Below are 15,456 nucleotides of genomic sequence, written 5' to 3'. Positions count from 1 at the left end.
CGATCTACACTCACACCCCGAAACTATCGGAGGCCACCGACAAAAAACGCCATCCTGGGGCCACTGAAACCACAGTGGCGCAAGTGATTTCAACCGGTCCACGACGGGCTGGTGGTCAGCACGTCGACACCACCCTCAGTGATATGCACGGTGTCTCGGCGGAACACCGCGCCGATGCCGTTTTGCCACACGTAGCCGGTGATCGCCAACACCATTCCGTCCTCCAGCAGGTCGTGTTCTCCTGCGGCCAAGAGCATTTCGGACACCACGGGCGGATCGAACCCCAGTCCCAGTCCGTGCGCGACCGGCATCGGCGGGATCTGTTCACCCACCGCCTGGTACGCGGCGAGCAGATCGCGGGTGGACGCACCCGGCCGACACGCGGCAAGCATGCTGTCGTACAACGTGTTCGACCTCGCGAACAGCTCGCGGGCCTCGCCGCCGATGGTATCGCCGGCCGGCCAGGTGCGGCCCACCTCGGCGACGTAGCCATTCGCGAGCGCGCCCGCGGCGAACGCGACGAGGTCGCCCGAGCTGACCTCATGCGCAGCGGCGCGACGCCACGGGTGTTCCCGCGACGTCACCCACGCGGCGTCCTGGGTGGCCGGCGTGCTGACCCCACCCGCGGCCATCGCCTCCATCATCACCCCGGCCAGCGTCTGCTCCGACACGCCCGGAGTCAATTCGCTTACGGCGGTGGCGAGTCCGTGTTCGGCGACACGCAACGCTTGGTCCATCGCCGCGATCTCTTCGGGCGTCTTGATGCGCCGCGCCGCACGCATGGCCGGCTCGGCGTCGACGAGCTCGGCATTGTGGAACGCCTCGGGCAGCAACACCGCGAAAGTCGGTGTGATCGCGTCGGTTCCAACCCGACGCGCCGCTTCGGCGCCGTCGACCTTCTTCAGGACGTCGATGAGGGTCATCGGGTTCCACGCCAGCCCGTAGAGGTGATCGTGACCTATCTCCTCCGGGACCCCCTCATCGTCGGTGCTGTTGAGGTAGATGTCGCCGGTGGCGCGCACCAGCACACACATCGGGCCGAACGGCCGGGTGCCGGCTATCCACAGTTGCGGCGCGCCGGTGACGTAACGGATGTTGGCCTGTCGGCCGAGCACCAGGATGTCGAGGCCGTGCTCCTGCATCTGGGCCAGCGCCCGTTCCCTCCGGCCGGACCGCAGCGCGCCCGCATCGGGCAGAACTTCAGTCGCCATAGGGGGTATAGGGGTAGTCGGTAATCGGCGCGTAGCCGTCTTCGGTGATCACCACGATCTCCTCACTGCGATAGCCTCCTGTCCCGTCCTGCCACACCACGGGTTCCAGCACGAGAACCATGCCGGGCGGGAAGACGAAGTTGTCGTCGAACTCCTCGCCGAGATCCGTCCCGATCATCGGGGCTTCGGCGGGGTAGGTGCCGATGCCATGACCCAGGTAGAAATGCGGCAGCCACGGTTTGCGCCCACCGTTGGCCGCGATCGCCGCGCGCGCCAAATCACCCGAGGTCACCCCGGCTTTGGTGACCGCGAGCACGGCGTCCAAAATGGTGCGCCACTGCCGGAATTGATCCTGCTGTCGCGGCGTGGGCGCTTGGCCGACCACCCAGGTGCGGCCGAAGTCGGAGCAGTATCCGTGGTAGGTGATGCTGATATCGGTCCACAGCACATCGCCGGCGGTCAGTTCCCGATCGGTGGGGAGCAGGGGCAGCGCGAGATCCCCGTGCGTGGTCCACACCCCGGCTTCCCGCGAACTCGGCATCACCTGCCAGATGGCCTCCAGCATGTTGGTGGTGGCGCCCAGTTCGAAGGCCCGGCGGACGAACATGGCCGAAAGGTCGATCTGTCGTACACCGGGCTTCAGGGCCTTCTGCACGTCGACGATCGCCTGCTCGGTGATGCGCGCCGCCCTGCGAAGACAGGACAGCTCGTCGCGGGTCTTCACCAGTTGCGCGGCGCCGAGCACGATCGCCGCATCCGTCGGCGGGTCCGCCGGGAACAGCTTGGACGCCGACCGGCGCATGGCACCGGTGAGTTCGTCGACGGCGATGCTGGCCCCCGGCGGAATGAGCCCGGCCAGCTTCCGCGCGAAATCGTCGACGCCGTGGTCGAATTCGAGGTAGGCGGGGCCGTGTAGGTGGTCGTCGGGCACCGGATATTCCGCGGACGCTCCGCTGCGGAACGGCATGAACAGGTGCGGATGCACGTCATCGGCGAGCACCACGGCGACCGGGCGCTCCACGTGTGACAGGCCCGCGTCCAAGAGTGGCCAGCTGGCCCCCGTCGCATATCCGGCGTAGCCGTTCATCAGCAGGATCAGCGCGTCGACGCCATGTTCGGCCATGGCTGACCGCAGCCGCGCTCCGATCTCGGTGCGCATGCGCGCCCAGTCCGGCTCGTCGGGTATGTCGAGCACCGAGGCGCGGGCAGTCACTGAGTTCGTCATGCGGAGATCCCCAGGAATTTCTTGATGTTGCCACCGACAACCCGAACGGCGTCCTGGGCACCGACGGCGTCGACCACCGCGGCAAGTGACCTCTCCGAATAGCCGAAAGTGCTTTCGTTGTGCGGATAATCGGATGACCACATCACCTTGTCGATCCCGATCTCGTCGATCTGCCGCAGACCCAGCGGATCGACCATGAACGAGGCGCACATGTGCCTATCCCAGTAATGACGGACATCATGCTCGGGCTGGTGTGCCAGCATGTGCCGGTAGGAGGCCAGCACGTGCTCGGCGTCCTGCAGGGCCGTTGGTACCCAGGCGATTCCGCCTTCGAACCAGCCGATCCGCAGTCGTGGATGCCGGTCCAGGATGCCGCCGAAGACGTACTTGGAGAACATCTCCCGGAATGAGTCGATGTTGACCATCATGGCCACCGCGACGCTGTTGACTTCGCTGGGAAACTTGGGCTGGCTCTCGCCGATGTGGTGGGTGACGGGCAGCCCCGCCTCTTCGATCTCGTCCCACACCGCACTCATCGCTGCGCTCGAATAGTCGATGGGTTGTCCATCGCCGCCGGCGCCGGGGCTGATTGGCATGAGAAACGTCTTGAGGCCCAATGCCTTCAATTCCGTGAGGGTGCGGCGAGCGCCGCGGGGATCCCACCAGTTGATCAGGCCCACTCCATGGCAACGGCCCCCGGAGCGTTCCTGAACACCGGCGATGTGCTCGTTGTAGACGCGGAAGATCCGCTCGCGAATGTCTTGGTCGGGGTGGTGAAAAAGCGCCAGCACCGCGTTGGGGAAGGCCAGTTCCTTGTCGACACCGTCTTCGGCAAGCTCACGAACTCGGGCTTCGATGTTGTTGGTGGCCGCCCCGGCCAGATCGTCGTATTGCATCAATACCGCGCTGAAATCGCCGACCACCATTGAGTGCCCCGGCGGGCCAAGCAGATACGCGCCGTCCTCATACCAGATCCGGGGAGCCTGATCCTTCAGCTCGTCGGGAAAGCCTTGGTAGAAGATGTCGTCGGCCACCGAGATGTGATTGTCGGCGGAGAACACCTCGGTGCCGGCCGGCAGACCGGTGCTGAACTCGGCCGCGTGACCGCGGCGGTCCTTGGGTGCACCGATCACGCCGTCGGGGTAAAGGATTTGGGCTGGGCTGGACATCATCGTCCCTTCGTGTGGAGATCACCTGCTGATGTCAATCCGGATAGCTGACACCGGTGAGCCGTTCGGAGAGCTGCCACAGCTGTCGCATCTCGGGTTCGCTGCGCGCCAGTCGGGGCACGCCCGCGAAAGTGACTCCGCCCCTGACCGTTTCGTAGAAACCCCGCGGTCCGTAGTATTTGGCGCCTTGCGCGTCCGGTGACACCGCGGCGTAGAGGGCAGGCTTGATGCCTTCGTCGACGTCGAGCCACATGAACGGCAGCACGCGCCAGGTCAGTTGCGTGATTCGGGCCTGCAACGTCGGTTTGGCGCGGCCGTACGATGCGCCACTGAGCAGATTCGTTTTGGTAAGCCCGGGGTGCGCCGCGTTGGACATCAGCCCCCAACGACCCTGGCGGCTGCGCCGATCCAGTTCGATGGCGAACATCAGTTGCGCCAATTTGGCGACCCCGTACGAACGCATGGGTTTGTAGCCGCGTTGTGCGTTGACGTCGCCGAAGTCGAGATTGCCCTGGGTCGCGGCGAGACTGCTCACCGTCACCACCCGCGCGGAATCCGCCGCCCGTAGCAGACCCAGCAGTCGTCCGGTCAACGCGAAATGCCCCAAATGGCTTATTCCGAACTGCAATTCGAATCCATCGTGGGTCTGTTGCCGTTGCGGGGGCGTCATCACGCCGGCGTTGTTGATCAGGATGTCGATCGGGCGCCCTTCTGCCGTCAGTTCCTCGGCCAGCGAGGCCACGCTGGGCAGCGACGACAGGTCGAGTTGCCTGATGGTGAGCTTGGCCTGGGATACCTCTCGGCGGATGTCGGCGACCGCCCGTGCGCCCTTGACCGGGTCGCGGATCGCCATCACGACGTCGGCACCCGCGGCCGCCAGCCGCTTCGCCAAGCCGAAACCCAAACCGCTGTTGGCCCCGGTCACGACGGCGAATCTGCCACGCAGATCGGAAATGTCCAGCGTGAGATCGGGCTTCACCATGTCACGGGCAGCTCGTAGAGGCCGTAGGCCAGGGCGTCGTGTTTGAACGGGAGATCATCCACCGGCACCGCGAGTCGCAGTGTCGGGATGCGGCGCAGCAAGGTGGGCAAGACGATCTGTAATTCCATGCGGGCCAGCTGCTGACCGACGCACTGGTGGCGGCCGTAGCCGAACCCGACGTGCGGCCCGTCTTCACGGCGCAGATCCAGCCGGTCCGGGTTGGGGAATTGGCGCTCGTCCCAGTTCGCGGGGGCGACGTCGAGGATGATGCCGTCGCCGGCACGGATCGTCTCGCCGCCAATCTCGATGTCCTCGACGGCGATTCGGCGCTGGCCCGTCTGGATGATGCTCAGATAGCGCATCAGCTCTTCGACCCCGGTGGCGATGACCTTGAGATCATCGGTGTCGCGCAGCAGCGCGCCTTGATCGGGGTGTTCGAGCAACGCCGCAATGCTCAGGCTGATCATGTTCGCGGTGGTCTCATGGCCCGCGATCAGCACACCGGTGGCCAATTGTGCGGCCTCGCGCACACTGATCTCTTCGGCGTTGACCCGCTCGGCGAGGTCGGACACCAGATCCTCTGAGGGGCTTTGCATTTTCGTCCGAACCAGGTTGGCCAGATACTTCGCCAACGAGGCGGCGCCCTGGGCGGTGTCCTCCTCGGTCGCGTATCGGCCCATGCCCCGTTGGGCTTGTGTCTGGAAGAATTCCGCGTCCTCATAGGGCACGCCGAGCAGTTCGCTGATGACCAGGGACGGGACCGGCAGCGAGAGGGTGCTGACGATATCGCCAGGCTTCGGGCCCGCTAGCAGGGTGTCGATGTGGTCCTCGGTGATCTTCTGAACCGCCGGCCGCAACGCTTCCACTCGCTTGAAGGTGAACGGTTTTGAAAGCATCCGGCGAAACCGGGTGTGTTCTTCGGCATCTGAGGTGAACACGGAACGTGGGCGCCGGTGCACCGTGGCCAGCATCCCTTCGTTCCAATGCGGGTAGCCCGGTAACCGGTCGTCGACGCTGGTGCGGGAATCGGTGAACAGCGCCCGTATCGCGTCGTAGCCGTGGATGAGCCATGGGGTGCTGTCGTCCCAGATCCGGACCCTGCTCAGCTGCTTGTCGGCGTTGAGCTTCAATACCTTCGGAGGCGGGGCGAACGGGCAGCCGAGCGCTCGTGTCATCGGAAACTCCGGGATATCGGTGCCGGTGGGCCCTGCAGTCATCGTGCTCCTCGGTTGTTGGCATGTGCGGTCGTCTGTACTGGTTGGCCACCGGCGACGCCCACATGGACCGGTGCGCGCCACAGGCCGACGATCGCGTCGATCAGCCCCTCGCCGGCCACCGGCCAGGCCGAACGCGATCGCGGGCCGTGTTCGGCCAGTGCACCTTCGTGTTCCGCGCAGGTGTGCATGAGCAGGTTACGCACCATCACCATCCGTTCGGAGCGCACTCGCTTGGGCAGCTCGGGAAGGCAGCGGTTGATGCCGTCGAGTGTCCGCACCAGCAACGGCGACGCCAGTGCGTCTTTGGTGACCACATGGCGGTAGGTGGGATCCGCCATGGCCTGCGCGGCGAATCGGGCATACCAGGTCGGGGCGCCCAGCGCCGACAGATGATCGGTCAACGGACGCACCAACGCGCCGACCCAGTCTCGCAACTCGGTCGAATCGCCGATGGCTCCCAACATCTGGGCTCGCAGCTTCTCGATCGGTTCGCGGTGCTTGCTTTCGATCGCCCGAAGCAGTTCCACCCTGGTGCCGAAGTGGTAGCACGCCGCGGCGTTGTTGCCCTGGCCGGCGGCTTCGCTGATCTGCCGGTTCGACACGGCGTACATCCCGCGTTCGGCGAATAGCACCTCGGCGGCCGACAAGATCGCCTCTCGCGTGCCCGTCGACCTGTCGGAGCGGGCAATCCGCTCGGCAGTCATCGCCTCAGTGAACACCTCGGGCAGTATTAAATCAAGCAGTTTATTTATCCGGACCGGCCGGGATGAGTTGGCCCACCGAAACCCCGGTTCGTCAGCGGCATTTCATCGTCCTGACGCCCCGGTCCGGCGCCCGGCTCGAATACAGTCGTCCCATGAATCCGCTGCAGCGGTTGGCCCGCAACCCGACGGCCTATCGCTTGCTGGTCTTGAACGGTCGCCAGATCGTTGAAGGACTCGAATCCATGCTTCGCTTCCTGACGGGCGGACGGCTTGGTGTTTTGGATCTGGCCGGCCTACCGAACGTGCGGATCACCATCTCGGGCCGCAAGACCGGTCTCGCCCGCAGCGCGACCGTGCAGTACGTCCCGTTTCACGACGGCCTGCTGTTGGTCGGATCGAACTGGGGGCGGGCGCGTCACCCGTCCTGGTCGGCGAATCTCAAAGGTGCGCAACGTGTCACCGTGCGCCGACGTGGCCATCGCTGCATGGCGACGGTGCAGCTGCTGCGCGGCGCGGAGCGCGACGGAGCGTGGGCCACAGCGCTGGCGCATTGGCCGAATTACCGGCTCGCCCAGGATCGCGCCGGCCGGCGGCGTTTTCGGTTGTTTCTGCTGACACCCACCCAGTGATTCGGCGGCGGCCGGCACGTCCGCTGTTAGCCGCCGAGGCCCTTCTTGACTGCGGCATCTTGCTTTTGGCCGACGTCGGTCACGAAGTCCGGCGGCACCAGGGCACTGGGCGGCCCGTCGAACTCCAATTCGACGAAGGCCTTGTTCTCGGTGAACAGCAGCACGGTCACTCCCTTGGCCCCGTCGGGCGACGGGCCCGAGATCGCGGTGCCATTGGCGCCGATCGCGATCGGCTCGGGTACTCCGTGGACGTAACCATCCCGCGTAGCCTTTGCCGATTCCAGCGCACCGAGCGCGGCGGCCGGATCGGGCAGGACCTGGATGCTGTCGGTGATCACATGCGTGCGGTCGTTGTTGCTGAACGTGGTGCTGGCCCCGGGTTGGCCGTTCGGGTTGTTGGTCGGCGGGGTGGCCGTGAAGGCTTCAGGTGCGTTGATATCGCCGGCCGCGATGAGCAACCGGGTGTAGTCGGACGGCTGGGCGGCTGCCGACGTCGACGTCGCGGTGCGGCCGGCCGAACTCGAGGCGCTAGACGGCCTCGTGGGCGGCGATGACTTCGATCCGGTGCTGCAGCCGACCACCGTTGCGCCTGCCAGCGCCATCGTCAGCGGCACCCCGGCGGCAAGCCTGGAAAATTTGCTCATGGACGTTTCCTTCCGCCCCCGGCTTCGACACCGCAAACGGTAACGCAACACAAGCGCCCATGTCGCTGAACGTAGTTACTGCGCGGCAGTTACTCCGGCCTCGACCTCCCGATACGTCTGGCAGGGTTTCCCGTGAGCGGCGTCGTCAGCCCGCGTGGTTCTTCGTCAGGCGCGCGATCTCGGTGCCCCAGACCGATTGAGCACCGGCGTCGCCCACCCGGTAGATCTGGACCATCGACGAGATCCCTACTGCCAGCACGACAATCGCGACGAGTATCCGGGCGGCGGCGCGGCGTTTGTCGGATCGACGTTCGATCACCCGCAAGGCGACGAGTACGACCGCAGCCGCCAGCAGTGCGGCGGAGAAGTAGGTCATCAGGCTGCCCCGCTCGGCGTGTTCGCGCAGGATCGGGCTGGGATTCGTTCGCAGGCCGTAGAGCCATCCACCAGCGTTGATGGTGATGGGCGTCAGCACCATGGTGGCCGCGGCGAGAATCAGCGTGAGCCACATCAGCTGCCCGCGCCGGGCCGCGGGCCAGACCCCGCAAACGATTTCCAGCAAGGCGGTCAGCGGCACGAGCACCAATACGAAGTGCAGCAGCAGGGCGTGAGCCGGCATGCCGTTGATGACGTTCATAGCGTCCCCGGTGGTAGTGCGGCGCCTAGCTGCCGAGCCCCTTCTTGATTGCCGCATCTTGCTTCTGGCCGATGTCGTTGACGAAGTCTGGCGGGGCCAGCGTGTCGGTTGGGCCGTCGAACTCCAGCGTGGCGAGCGCCTTGCCCTCGGTGAAGAGCAGGATCACCACGCCCTTGCTGCGGTCCGGGGTGTTGCCCATCAGCATCGTTCCGCCACTACCGATGTTCGACGGTTGCGTGGTCGGATCCTTGATCGCACCAGCCTGCTGACCCTTCGCGGCGTTCAAGGCGTTCGTGGCGGCGTCGGGATCGTCGTAGACGCCGATGGTCACCTTGATCGCGTGGCTACCGTCGTCGTCTTTGAACGTGGTCGCCACGCCCGGCTGGCCGTTGGGATTGCCGGTCGGGGGCGCGGCGGTGAAGGGGATCGGGGCGTTGATGTCACCGGCCTGGATGAGCAGTTTGGCGTACTCATTGGGTTGCGCCGGCGCCGATGACGCCGGTGCCGGGCCGGGGCTGCTGGTGGCCGAGGTTGCCGAGGTGGCCGATCCCGACTTTGACGGTGACGGCTGCTGCTTAGTGCTGCCGCAGCCGGCTACCGACACCGCCAGTGCCGTCGTCGCTGCGACTCCCGCGATCACAGTTCGTGCCATCCTCATCGTGTCGAGCTCCCTTCCAGGCCTTCCTGGCGACAGAGTCGGGTTGTCTTCGAATCGCACAGTACAGTGCTGCGCGGCATGCCATGCCGCGCAGCGTCCTGGGCCCGTTGGACCGGGCTACTCGAGCTGATCGCGCAGGCAGCTCAGCGTGTTCGCCAAGATGCGCGATACCTGCATCTGCGACACCCCGATCCGCTCCGCGATCTGGCTTTGCGTCATGGATTCAAAGAACCGCATGCGCAGAACGTCGCGTTCCCGCTCGGGCAGGGTGGCAACCAAAACCCGGAGCGCTTCGCGATTGGTGATGTGCTCAATCTGTGGATCGATGTCGCCGACCGAATCGGCCACCGAGCGGGGCGTTCCCGAACCATCGGAGCCGAGCGGCGCATCCAGGGAATCGAGACGATAGGCGTCGCCCGCGACGAGGCATTCGACGATTTCCTCCCGCGGAACCTGGAGCACCTGGGCGAGCTCACCGGCGGTGGGCGCGCGCCCGAGTTGCTGAGCCAGATCCGCGGTGGTTCTGCTGATCTGTACGTGTAGCTCACGCAACCGCCGCGGGACGCGCATGCCCCAGCTGTAGTCACGAAAGTAACGCCGGACCTCGCCCATCATCGTGGGCACCGCAAAACCGATGAAGCTGGGGCCCTTCGCGGGGTCGAATCGGTTGACGGCGTTCATCAAGCCCAGACGCGCCACCTGAATCAGATCGTCGAGACCTTCTCCGCGGCGGGCGAAGTGGCTGGCCACGTGATCGGCGAGCGGGAGGCACCTGGCCACAATGCGTTCGCGCTGACGGACGTACTCGTGAGATTCGACAGGAAGCTCATACAGCGCCAAGAACATCTGGAAGACGTCCTCGTATGAATCGTCGGATTTTTTGGTGGGCCGCGGGGCTGGGGCCGGACGTGTTTCAGAAATTACATTGGTCATCGGCCGGCGCACCTGGTGCTCAGTCGACGAGCCGGGTAAACGTTTGCGCGCGAACAAGTTTGCATGGCTGACTCACTCCTCGAGTCGTCTGCAGTGAGAGATCGCAGTTATGTACACGCCTCTACTGCACCCTGATCCGCAGGACGGCCGATTACCCAACGCACGCAGGAACGGAGAGGTGGCTCGAGGTTCGGTTCGCCGGAGCCATACCAAGCTCAGTAGCCATGCGGCTGACTGGACCGCTTTTAGCTAAACGGCGACGCGTCCATAACGGACTTCATTGCAGACTATACGCCCCATCGCATCATCCGGCGATCGCTCGGGGCGGTGGTTCCAGATGGTTTCTGAACAGTTTCCGCGGTGTACGAGATGGGTGCTGGCAAACCCATGGCACGAAGGTGACGACCTTCCTGCCACAGAAAACAACGCCGCCCAGCTGAGGCGTCGCGGGCCGCGACACCGCCGACGGCGAAGCGGCCCACGCTACTGGCAAACTAATTTCCCCGGTTTGGTGCTGGCTCTCATCGGTAGTGATTTGCTCACCGATGTACCACAGCGGAACCGACGAGGCGGTTGCCACGGGCGAAGCGTCGTTGGCTCCGAAGCCGGATGATCAGGCAGCAGGATGGCAGTGACAACTCCTCTGAACCCCCACTGATGGAGGTTGCTGGGAGCACGCAGCGCGTCGAGGCCCGGAAATGTTTGGCTTCGGTTCTCATTTCTGATTCGGCTGGGTACTGTTCGCCTAATGTTCGTGACCCCCGTCGAGCGCATGGCCTGTTACCGGACGCGAGAGCAATTCGCGCGCAACGCTTTACGTGGTGCGCCGCGTGGCCCGCACGGGGGCCCTCGATGAGCCGGACCGACTCCGCGGGCCCGCTGGCCGGCCGTGGGGTGGTGGTTTCGGGTGGCAGCCGCGGCATCGGACGTGCTGTCGCTGAGCTGCTGGGCAGCCTCGGCGCCGGCGTCGTCGTCAACGGGCGTGACGAACAGGCCGTGCAAGAGACGGTCGGGGCGATCGCGGCGGCCGGCGGCCAGGCGAACGCGGTGGTGGGAGCCGCAGACGAAGAGAACGTCGCCCGTGCACTCGTCGACCAATGCCTGAGCACGTTCGGGCGGTTGGACACCCTGATCAATTGCGCCGGGATCGCCGAACCCCCGGGCTCGTCGATTCTGACGATCACGACGGACGAGTTCGACCGTCTGATCAGCGCCCATCTCGGCACGGCTTTCCACACCTGCCGGGTGGCCGCTCCCGTCCTGGCCGCCCAGGGGCACGGAGCCATCGTCAACACCAGCTCGGTGGCGTTCCTGGGTGACTACGGCGGGACGGGTTATCCGGCGGGGAAGGGGGCCGTCAACGGCCTGACGATGGCCATGGCCGCCGAACTGAGGCCCTATGGCGTGCGGGCCAACGTGGTCTGCCCCGGCGCCAGGACCAGACTGTCCACCGGTGCCGAGTACGAAAAACACATCGAAGACCTGCACCGCCGTGGGCTGCTCGACGAGATGACCATGCGGGCATCACTCGACAGCGCTCCGCCCGAGTTCGTCGCCCCGGTCTACGCGTATCTGGCGAGCGATCTGTCGCGCGAAGTGACAGGTCAAATCCTCGTTGCCGCAGGCGGTTTCGTGGGGAGTTTCGACCGCCAAACGCCGCGGCTGCTGGGCTACCGCGACCACCATCGGGCCGGGCCGTGGTCGCTGCAGGACGTGCACAAGATGGTCGATGGCACGGGCGGCGACGAGCCGGCCGGAAAGCCGGCAAACTGACCGACGGACCGAACCGACAATGCTCGCCGACGTCGAAGCGGCCCTGGACAGCCTAAGAGAGCCGATTGGCGGCGAAATCGGCCGCTTGGTCGACCAATCCGGCCTCGACGTATTGGCGGTGGGCGGCGGGGTTGCCCGCACCGGAACAGATCGGGTCGCCGGGGACACACAACTCGAGGGTTTTCGCCGAGTACAGCGGCCCGATGGTCACCGGTGGCTGGTTGATGATGCTCATGAACTGGCTCGATGGCTTGCCGAACAGCGCCACCGCGGCCACGTGGTTGGCCACGTCGGCCGGCATCGGCTGCAGCGCCTGCACCAGGTGTACGCCATCCGGCACGGCGCTTTCGGTGACGAAGCCCATCACCGCGGCGCCCTGCGAGTAGCCGCCCAGCACCATCTTGGTGCGGGGGCAATTCATCGCCATCTGCTCGACATGGTTGCCGGCGTCGCTGATGCCGTCGGCGGCGGTGGGGAAATCCGTGGTGGCCGGGTAATCGACTGGATATACGCCCACTGACTTACCGCCTACGTGCGAACGCAAGGTGTCAACGAAGTTCTGACCGATGCGGCCGATGCCCGGAGGCTCGGTGGTGCCACGGGCGAACACCACCTCGACGTCGGGGCATGGCTCAGCGGACGCCGACGAGACCGGGCCGATCAGCAGAGCCCAAATCGGCGCCAGCACAGCACAAGTCAACACAGCGAGGGGATGCGCCTTCACATTGCGATCCTGCCACAGGACGGCCGCGGGCGCGCGTTATGCGGGTCGTACGGACCCCCGGTGTGACGAAGACCTCCACCCGGCGTCAATGACACGCGTCGGCGAGGGGCGCATCGCGCACCAGACCTGCCGGACATAGTGACCAATATGTATGGTCATGCGCGCTGAGCCGGCTCGGACAGGTCAGGACGCTTTCGATGAGCGCCGACGTGTTCGCGGCGGTTCCGCCGCGCCGAGTGCATCCATCGCGCGGACCATCTGCGGGTAGGCGATCGCCGGGCCGATCCAGCGAGTGAGGTAGCGCCGGAGATCGGCACCGCTGCGCGGTGGCCGTCCCGGATCGGACAAAAAGGAATGCAGGACCCGCAGTGAGAACTCGTTCAGTTCTTCCAGACCCGCTTCATCGAAACCGTAATGCTCCCAATCGATGTCGTAACGGTGCAGCATCGAACGGCCAAACGTCAAAGCGGTATCGGAGATGATCGAAACCTTCTGGCCACCGCGGTGGCGCTGGCTGAGCACGAATTCGACCTGGTTGTCGGCGGCCAGCTCTTCGACGGCAAACGCCATTCCCTCGGTGATGGCTACCACCGGGTCCGTGACACCTTCGAGATGGGCCGCCATCCGATCGAGGAAGCCGTCGGCCGACCGCATCGCGGTGGCCACCAACAGGGCTTGCGTACCGGGGAAGTATCGATAGACGGTTTGCCGGGTCACGCCCAGTGCGCGCGCCACGTCGGCGATCCGCATCGCCGAGCCACGTTCGTCGATGATCTTGTCGGCGGCGTCGAGAATGCGCTCGATCGCCTCCGCATCGGACGCCGGCGTGTTTCCTGCCCAACCGTGACTGCGCATGATTAACGGACGGCAAACCCGTAACCGGTGAACCCCACAGCTGGATCATAACGTCTGTCGCGACGCCATCGTTGCTGGCTAACCGTCGAGTCGTGCACCGATAACGCGGCGAGACAATATGTACATTATGTATGATCACTGGGGATCTGGCGGCAGGTGACGTGGACGCCCGACCAACACACCGGCAACCGCTCGCAGACCCGTTGGGATCGACAGACCCGACGGTTTCCCCAAGCGTCCGGTGCAACAGAAAGGCCGCCGATGCAGTACGACACCGTGATCACGAACGGGCGCTGGTTCGACGGGACGGGCGGGCCTTCGGCTTACCGGGACATCGGCGTGCGTGACGGGCGCGTGGTCACCATCGCCAAGGGGCCACTCGATACGACCGGCGCCCAGGTCATCGACGCCACGGGTCAATGGGTGATTCCGGGCATCATCGACATCCACACCCACTACGACATCGAAACACTCTGTGAGCCAGCGCTTTCCGAATCATTGCGACACGGCGTGACGACCGTGATGCTGGGCTCCTGCTCGCTGTCCACCGTGTACCTGGACAATGTCGACGCGGGCGACATCTTCGGCCGCGTCGAGGCGATTCCGCGGCGCTATGTCATCGAGCAGCTCAACCAAGCCCGGTCATGGAACAGCCCCAAGGAATATGTGACTGCGCTCGAGCAGCTGAACCTGGGCCCCAACATTGCGGCGTTCATCGGTCACTCCGACATGCGTGCCGCGACGATGGGGCTGGACCGGGCCACCCGCAAGGACACCCGCCCGTCGGCAGCGGAACTCGCGCGGATGGAGTCGATGCTGGAAGAGGCTCTCGACGCAGGCTTCGTCGGGCTGTCCTCGCAGCAACTGCTTTTCGACAAACTCGACGGCGAGATCTGCAGATCGCGCACGCTGCCGTCGACCTACGCCAAGCCTCGTGAACTCCGGCGATTGAACGCCATCCTGCGGCGGCGCAACAAAATCCTGCAGTCGGGGCCCGACATCACGAACCCGTTGTCGATCGTTTCGCAGCTGGCCACCTCGCTCGGGGTGGGCCGCCGTCGATTGAAGACCAGCCTGCTGTCGGCCGCCGACGTCAAATCCTTGCCTCCGGTCATCCATCTGATGGACTGGCTCGCGCGGATGGTGAATGCGCTGGGCGCCGATTTCCGCTGGCAGCATCTGCCGGTGCCGTTCGAGGTCTACGCCGACGGAATCTCGCTGGTGATCTTCGAGGAGTTCGGGTCCGGCGCGGCGGCCCTGCACCTGCAGGACGAGATCGCCCGCAACGAGCTGATGCGCGACGAAGACTACCGGCGGCAGTTCCGCAAGGACTACGACAAGAAATACGGGCCCAGGGTGTGGCACCGCGACTTCTTCGACGCCGACATCGTGGCATGCCCGGACGAGTCGGTCGTCGGCAAGTCCTTCGGGCAGGTAGGCCTGGATCGCGGTGGCCTGCATCCCGTCGACGCGTTCCTCGACCTGGTGCTTGAGCACGGCGAAAAGCTGCGCTGGCGCACCACGATCTCCAACCACCGGCCCGACCTGCTCAAGAAACTGGCGCAAAGCGCAGGCGTCCAGATGGGGTTCTCCGACGCGGGCGCGCACCTGCGCAACATGGCGTTCTACAACTGCGGGCTGCGCCTGCTGCGCCACGTGCGCGACGCCGAGAAGCGGGGCACGCCGTTCATGTCGATGGAGCGTGCCGTGCACCGGCTCACAGGTGAGCTCGGGGCGTGGTACGAGATCGATGCCGGCACGCTGCGTGAAGGCGACCGCGCCGACATCGCCATCATCAATCCCGACAAGCTCGACGAGTCGCTCGACCGCTACGCGGAGCATCCGGTCGAGTCGTACGGCGGGTTGTCGCGGATGGTGAACCGCAACGACGACACGGTCACAGCGGTCCTGGTGTCCGGGAACCTTGCCTTCGGCGCGGGTAAGGCGTCGCCGGAGCTGGGCGAGAAGCGATTCGGTGAATTCCTCCGGGCGGGCAGCTCGGCACGAAAGCCGGCCTACACCGGCTAGCTGTACCGGGCGGGCACGTTAATGACTGTCTGGGCTTGTGCTTGGGAGGACCTCCGGGCTTAGTGGA

15 protein-coding genes are annotated in these 15,456 nt (G+C 65.4%); 3 read left to right on the top strand and 12 right to left on the bottom strand.

Translation table 11 applies throughout. The features are described 5' to 3' along the window. Positions 1-89 precede the first annotated feature (89 nt). Genes A5782_RS15595 through A5782_RS15570 form a run of 6 tightly spaced genes read right to left on the bottom strand, consistent with a single transcriptional unit; the run spans position 90 to position 6,523 of the window. Complete coding sequence (locus tag A5782_RS15595; protein ID WP_067101748.1) at positions 90-1,211, bottom strand: Xaa-Pro peptidase family protein; 1,122 nt, start codon at positions 1,209-1,211, stop codon at positions 90-92. Continuing rightward, positions 1,201-2,436: a Xaa-Pro peptidase family protein gene (locus A5782_RS15590; protein WP_067101745.1), complete on the bottom strand. Its 1,236-nt coding sequence runs from the start codon at positions 2,434-2,436 to the stop codon at positions 1,201-1,203. Before A5782_RS15590 ends, A5782_RS15595 begins: the two co-directional genes overlap by 11 nt. Further along, positions 2,433-3,605, bottom strand: coding sequence for an amidohydrolase family protein (locus A5782_RS15585; protein ID WP_067101955.1), 1,173 nt, complete (start codon positions 3,603-3,605; stop codon positions 2,433-2,435). The genes A5782_RS15590 and A5782_RS15585 overlap by 4 nt, the downstream gene beginning before the upstream one ends. Positions 3,606-3,639: 34 nt before the next feature. Further along, complete coding sequence (locus A5782_RS15580) at positions 3,640-4,587, bottom strand: SDR family oxidoreductase (protein WP_067101742.1); 948 nt, start codon at positions 4,585-4,587, stop codon at positions 3,640-3,642. Continuing rightward, positions 4,581-5,804 carry a cytochrome P450 gene (locus A5782_RS15575; protein ID WP_067101740.1) on the bottom strand — a complete coding sequence of 408 codons (1,224 nt, stop codon included), beginning with the start codon at positions 5,802-5,804 and terminating at the stop codon, positions 4,581-4,583. Before A5782_RS15575 ends, A5782_RS15580 begins: the two co-directional genes overlap by 7 nt. Further along, the gene (locus A5782_RS15570) at positions 5,801-6,523 is read right to left on the bottom strand and encodes a TetR family transcriptional regulator (protein ID WP_067101737.1); all 723 of its coding nucleotides are present in this window, start codon (positions 6,521-6,523) and stop codon (positions 5,801-5,803) included. The genes A5782_RS15575 and A5782_RS15570 overlap by 4 nt, the downstream gene beginning before the upstream one ends. Before the next feature lie 137 nt (positions 6,524-6,660). On the opposite strand from A5782_RS15570, the gene A5782_RS15565 reads away from it, so the two are divergent. Then, on the top strand, positions 6,661-7,137 hold the full coding sequence (locus A5782_RS15565; RefSeq protein WP_067101951.1) for a nitroreductase family deazaflavin-dependent oxidoreductase: 477 nt from the start codon (positions 6,661-6,663) through the stop codon (positions 7,135-7,137). Positions 7,138-7,163: 26 nt separating this feature from the next. On the opposite strand, the gene A5782_RS15560 is transcribed toward A5782_RS15565, so the two are convergent. From A5782_RS15560 to A5782_RS15545, 4 genes are all read right to left on the bottom strand, one after another. After that, positions 7,164-7,781, bottom strand: coding sequence for a hypothetical protein (locus A5782_RS15560; protein WP_067101734.1), 618 nt, complete (start codon positions 7,779-7,781; stop codon positions 7,164-7,166). 145 nt (positions 7,782-7,926) lie between these two features. After that, positions 7,927-8,418 carry a DUF2231 domain-containing protein gene (locus tag A5782_RS15555; RefSeq protein ID WP_067101731.1) on the bottom strand — a complete coding sequence of 164 codons (492 nt, stop codon included), beginning with the start codon at positions 8,416-8,418 and terminating at the stop codon, positions 7,927-7,929. 25 nt (positions 8,419-8,443) lie between these two features. Then, entirely contained in the window at positions 8,444-9,076 is a 633-nt protein-coding gene (locus A5782_RS15550; RefSeq protein WP_067101728.1) for a hypothetical protein, read from the bottom strand. A gap of 117 nt (positions 9,077-9,193) precedes the next feature. After that, positions 9,194-10,009 (bottom strand): SigB/SigF/SigG family RNA polymerase sigma factor, encoded by an 816-nt coding sequence (locus tag A5782_RS15545; RefSeq protein ID WP_067101725.1) that lies wholly within the window; start codon positions 10,007-10,009, stop codon positions 9,194-9,196. Positions 10,010-10,861: 852 nt separating this feature from the next. Here A5782_RS15545 and A5782_RS15540 point away from each other — a divergent pair. After that, on the top strand, positions 10,862-11,782 hold the full coding sequence (locus tag A5782_RS15540; RefSeq protein WP_067101722.1) for an SDR family NAD(P)-dependent oxidoreductase: 921 nt from the start codon (positions 10,862-10,864) through the stop codon (positions 11,780-11,782). Positions 11,783-11,834: 52 nt separating this feature from the next. On the opposite strand, the gene A5782_RS15535 is transcribed toward A5782_RS15540, so the two are convergent. Together A5782_RS15535 and A5782_RS15530 are read right to left on the bottom strand one after the other, a co-directional pair. After that, the gene (locus A5782_RS15535) at positions 11,835-12,470 is read right to left on the bottom strand and encodes a cutinase family protein (protein WP_067101720.1); all 636 of its coding nucleotides are present in this window, start codon (positions 12,468-12,470) and stop codon (positions 11,835-11,837) included. Between the two features lie 219 nt (positions 12,471-12,689). Further along, on the bottom strand, positions 12,690-13,361 hold the full coding sequence (locus A5782_RS15530) for a TetR/AcrR family transcriptional regulator (RefSeq protein WP_067101718.1): 672 nt from the start codon (positions 13,359-13,361) through the stop codon (positions 12,690-12,692). 261 nt (positions 13,362-13,622) lie between these two features. Between A5782_RS15530 and A5782_RS15525 the strand changes: the two genes are divergently transcribed. Continuing rightward, entirely contained in the window at positions 13,623-15,389 is a 1,767-nt protein-coding gene (locus A5782_RS15525) for an amidohydrolase family protein (RefSeq protein WP_067101715.1), read from the top strand. The last annotated feature ends 67 nt before the right edge of the window (positions 15,390-15,456 follow it).

The sequence above is a fragment of the Mycobacterium sp. 852002-40037_SCH5390672 genome, assembly GCF_001665875.1.
Lineage (GTDB): Bacteria > Actinomycetota > Actinomycetes > Mycobacteriales > Mycobacteriaceae > Mycobacterium.
The sequence above is the reverse complement of the archived record's forward strand: the minus strand, read 5'-3'. Positions and strand labels throughout refer to the sequence as shown.

What these genes read in the sequence shown, in the direction of transcription:
- A5782_RS15540 (WP_067101722.1), top strand. Translation starts at nt 10,862, where the DNA reads ATGAGCCGGACCGACTCCGCGGGCCCGCTGGCCGGCCGTGGGGTGGTG.
- A5782_RS15565 (WP_067101951.1), top strand. Translation starts at nt 6,661, where the DNA reads ATGAATCCGCTGCAGCGGTTGGCCCGCAACCCGACGGCCTATCGCTTG.
- A5782_RS15550 (WP_067101728.1), bottom strand. Translation starts at nt 9,076, where the DNA reads ATGAGGATGGCACGAACTGTGATCGCGGGAGTCGCAGCGACGACGGCA.
- A5782_RS15595 (WP_067101748.1), bottom strand. Translation starts at nt 1,211, where the DNA reads ATGGCGACTGAAGTTCTGCCCGATGCGGGCGCGCTGCGGTCCGGCCGG.
- A5782_RS15555 (WP_067101731.1), bottom strand. Translation starts at nt 8,418, where the DNA reads ATGAACGTCATCAACGGCATGCCGGCTCACGCCCTGCTGCTGCACTTC.
- A5782_RS15580 (WP_067101742.1), bottom strand. Translation starts at nt 4,587, where the DNA reads ATGGTGAAGCCCGATCTCACGCTGGACATTTCCGATCTGCGTGGCAGA.
- A5782_RS15525 (WP_067101715.1), top strand. Translation starts at nt 13,623, where the DNA reads ATGCAGTACGACACCGTGATCACGAACGGGCGCTGGTTCGACGGGACG.
- A5782_RS15590 (WP_067101745.1), bottom strand. Translation starts at nt 2,436, where the DNA reads ATGACGAACTCAGTGACTGCCCGCGCCTCGGTGCTCGACATACCCGAC.
- A5782_RS15575 (WP_067101740.1), bottom strand. Translation starts at nt 5,804, where the DNA reads ATGACTGCAGGGCCCACCGGCACCGATATCCCGGAGTTTCCGATGACA.
- A5782_RS15545 (WP_067101725.1), bottom strand. Translation starts at nt 10,009, where the DNA reads ATGACCAATGTAATTTCTGAAACACGTCCGGCCCCAGCCCCGCGGCCC.
- A5782_RS15585 (WP_067101955.1), bottom strand. Translation starts at nt 3,605, where the DNA reads ATGTCCAGCCCAGCCCAAATCCTTTACCCCGACGGCGTGATCGGTGCA.
- A5782_RS15560 (WP_067101734.1), bottom strand. Translation starts at nt 7,781, where the DNA reads ATGAGCAAATTTTCCAGGCTTGCCGCCGGGGTGCCGCTGACGATGGCG.
- A5782_RS15530 (WP_067101718.1), bottom strand. Translation starts at nt 13,361, where the DNA reads ATGCGCAGTCACGGTTGGGCAGGAAACACGCCGGCGTCCGATGCGGAG.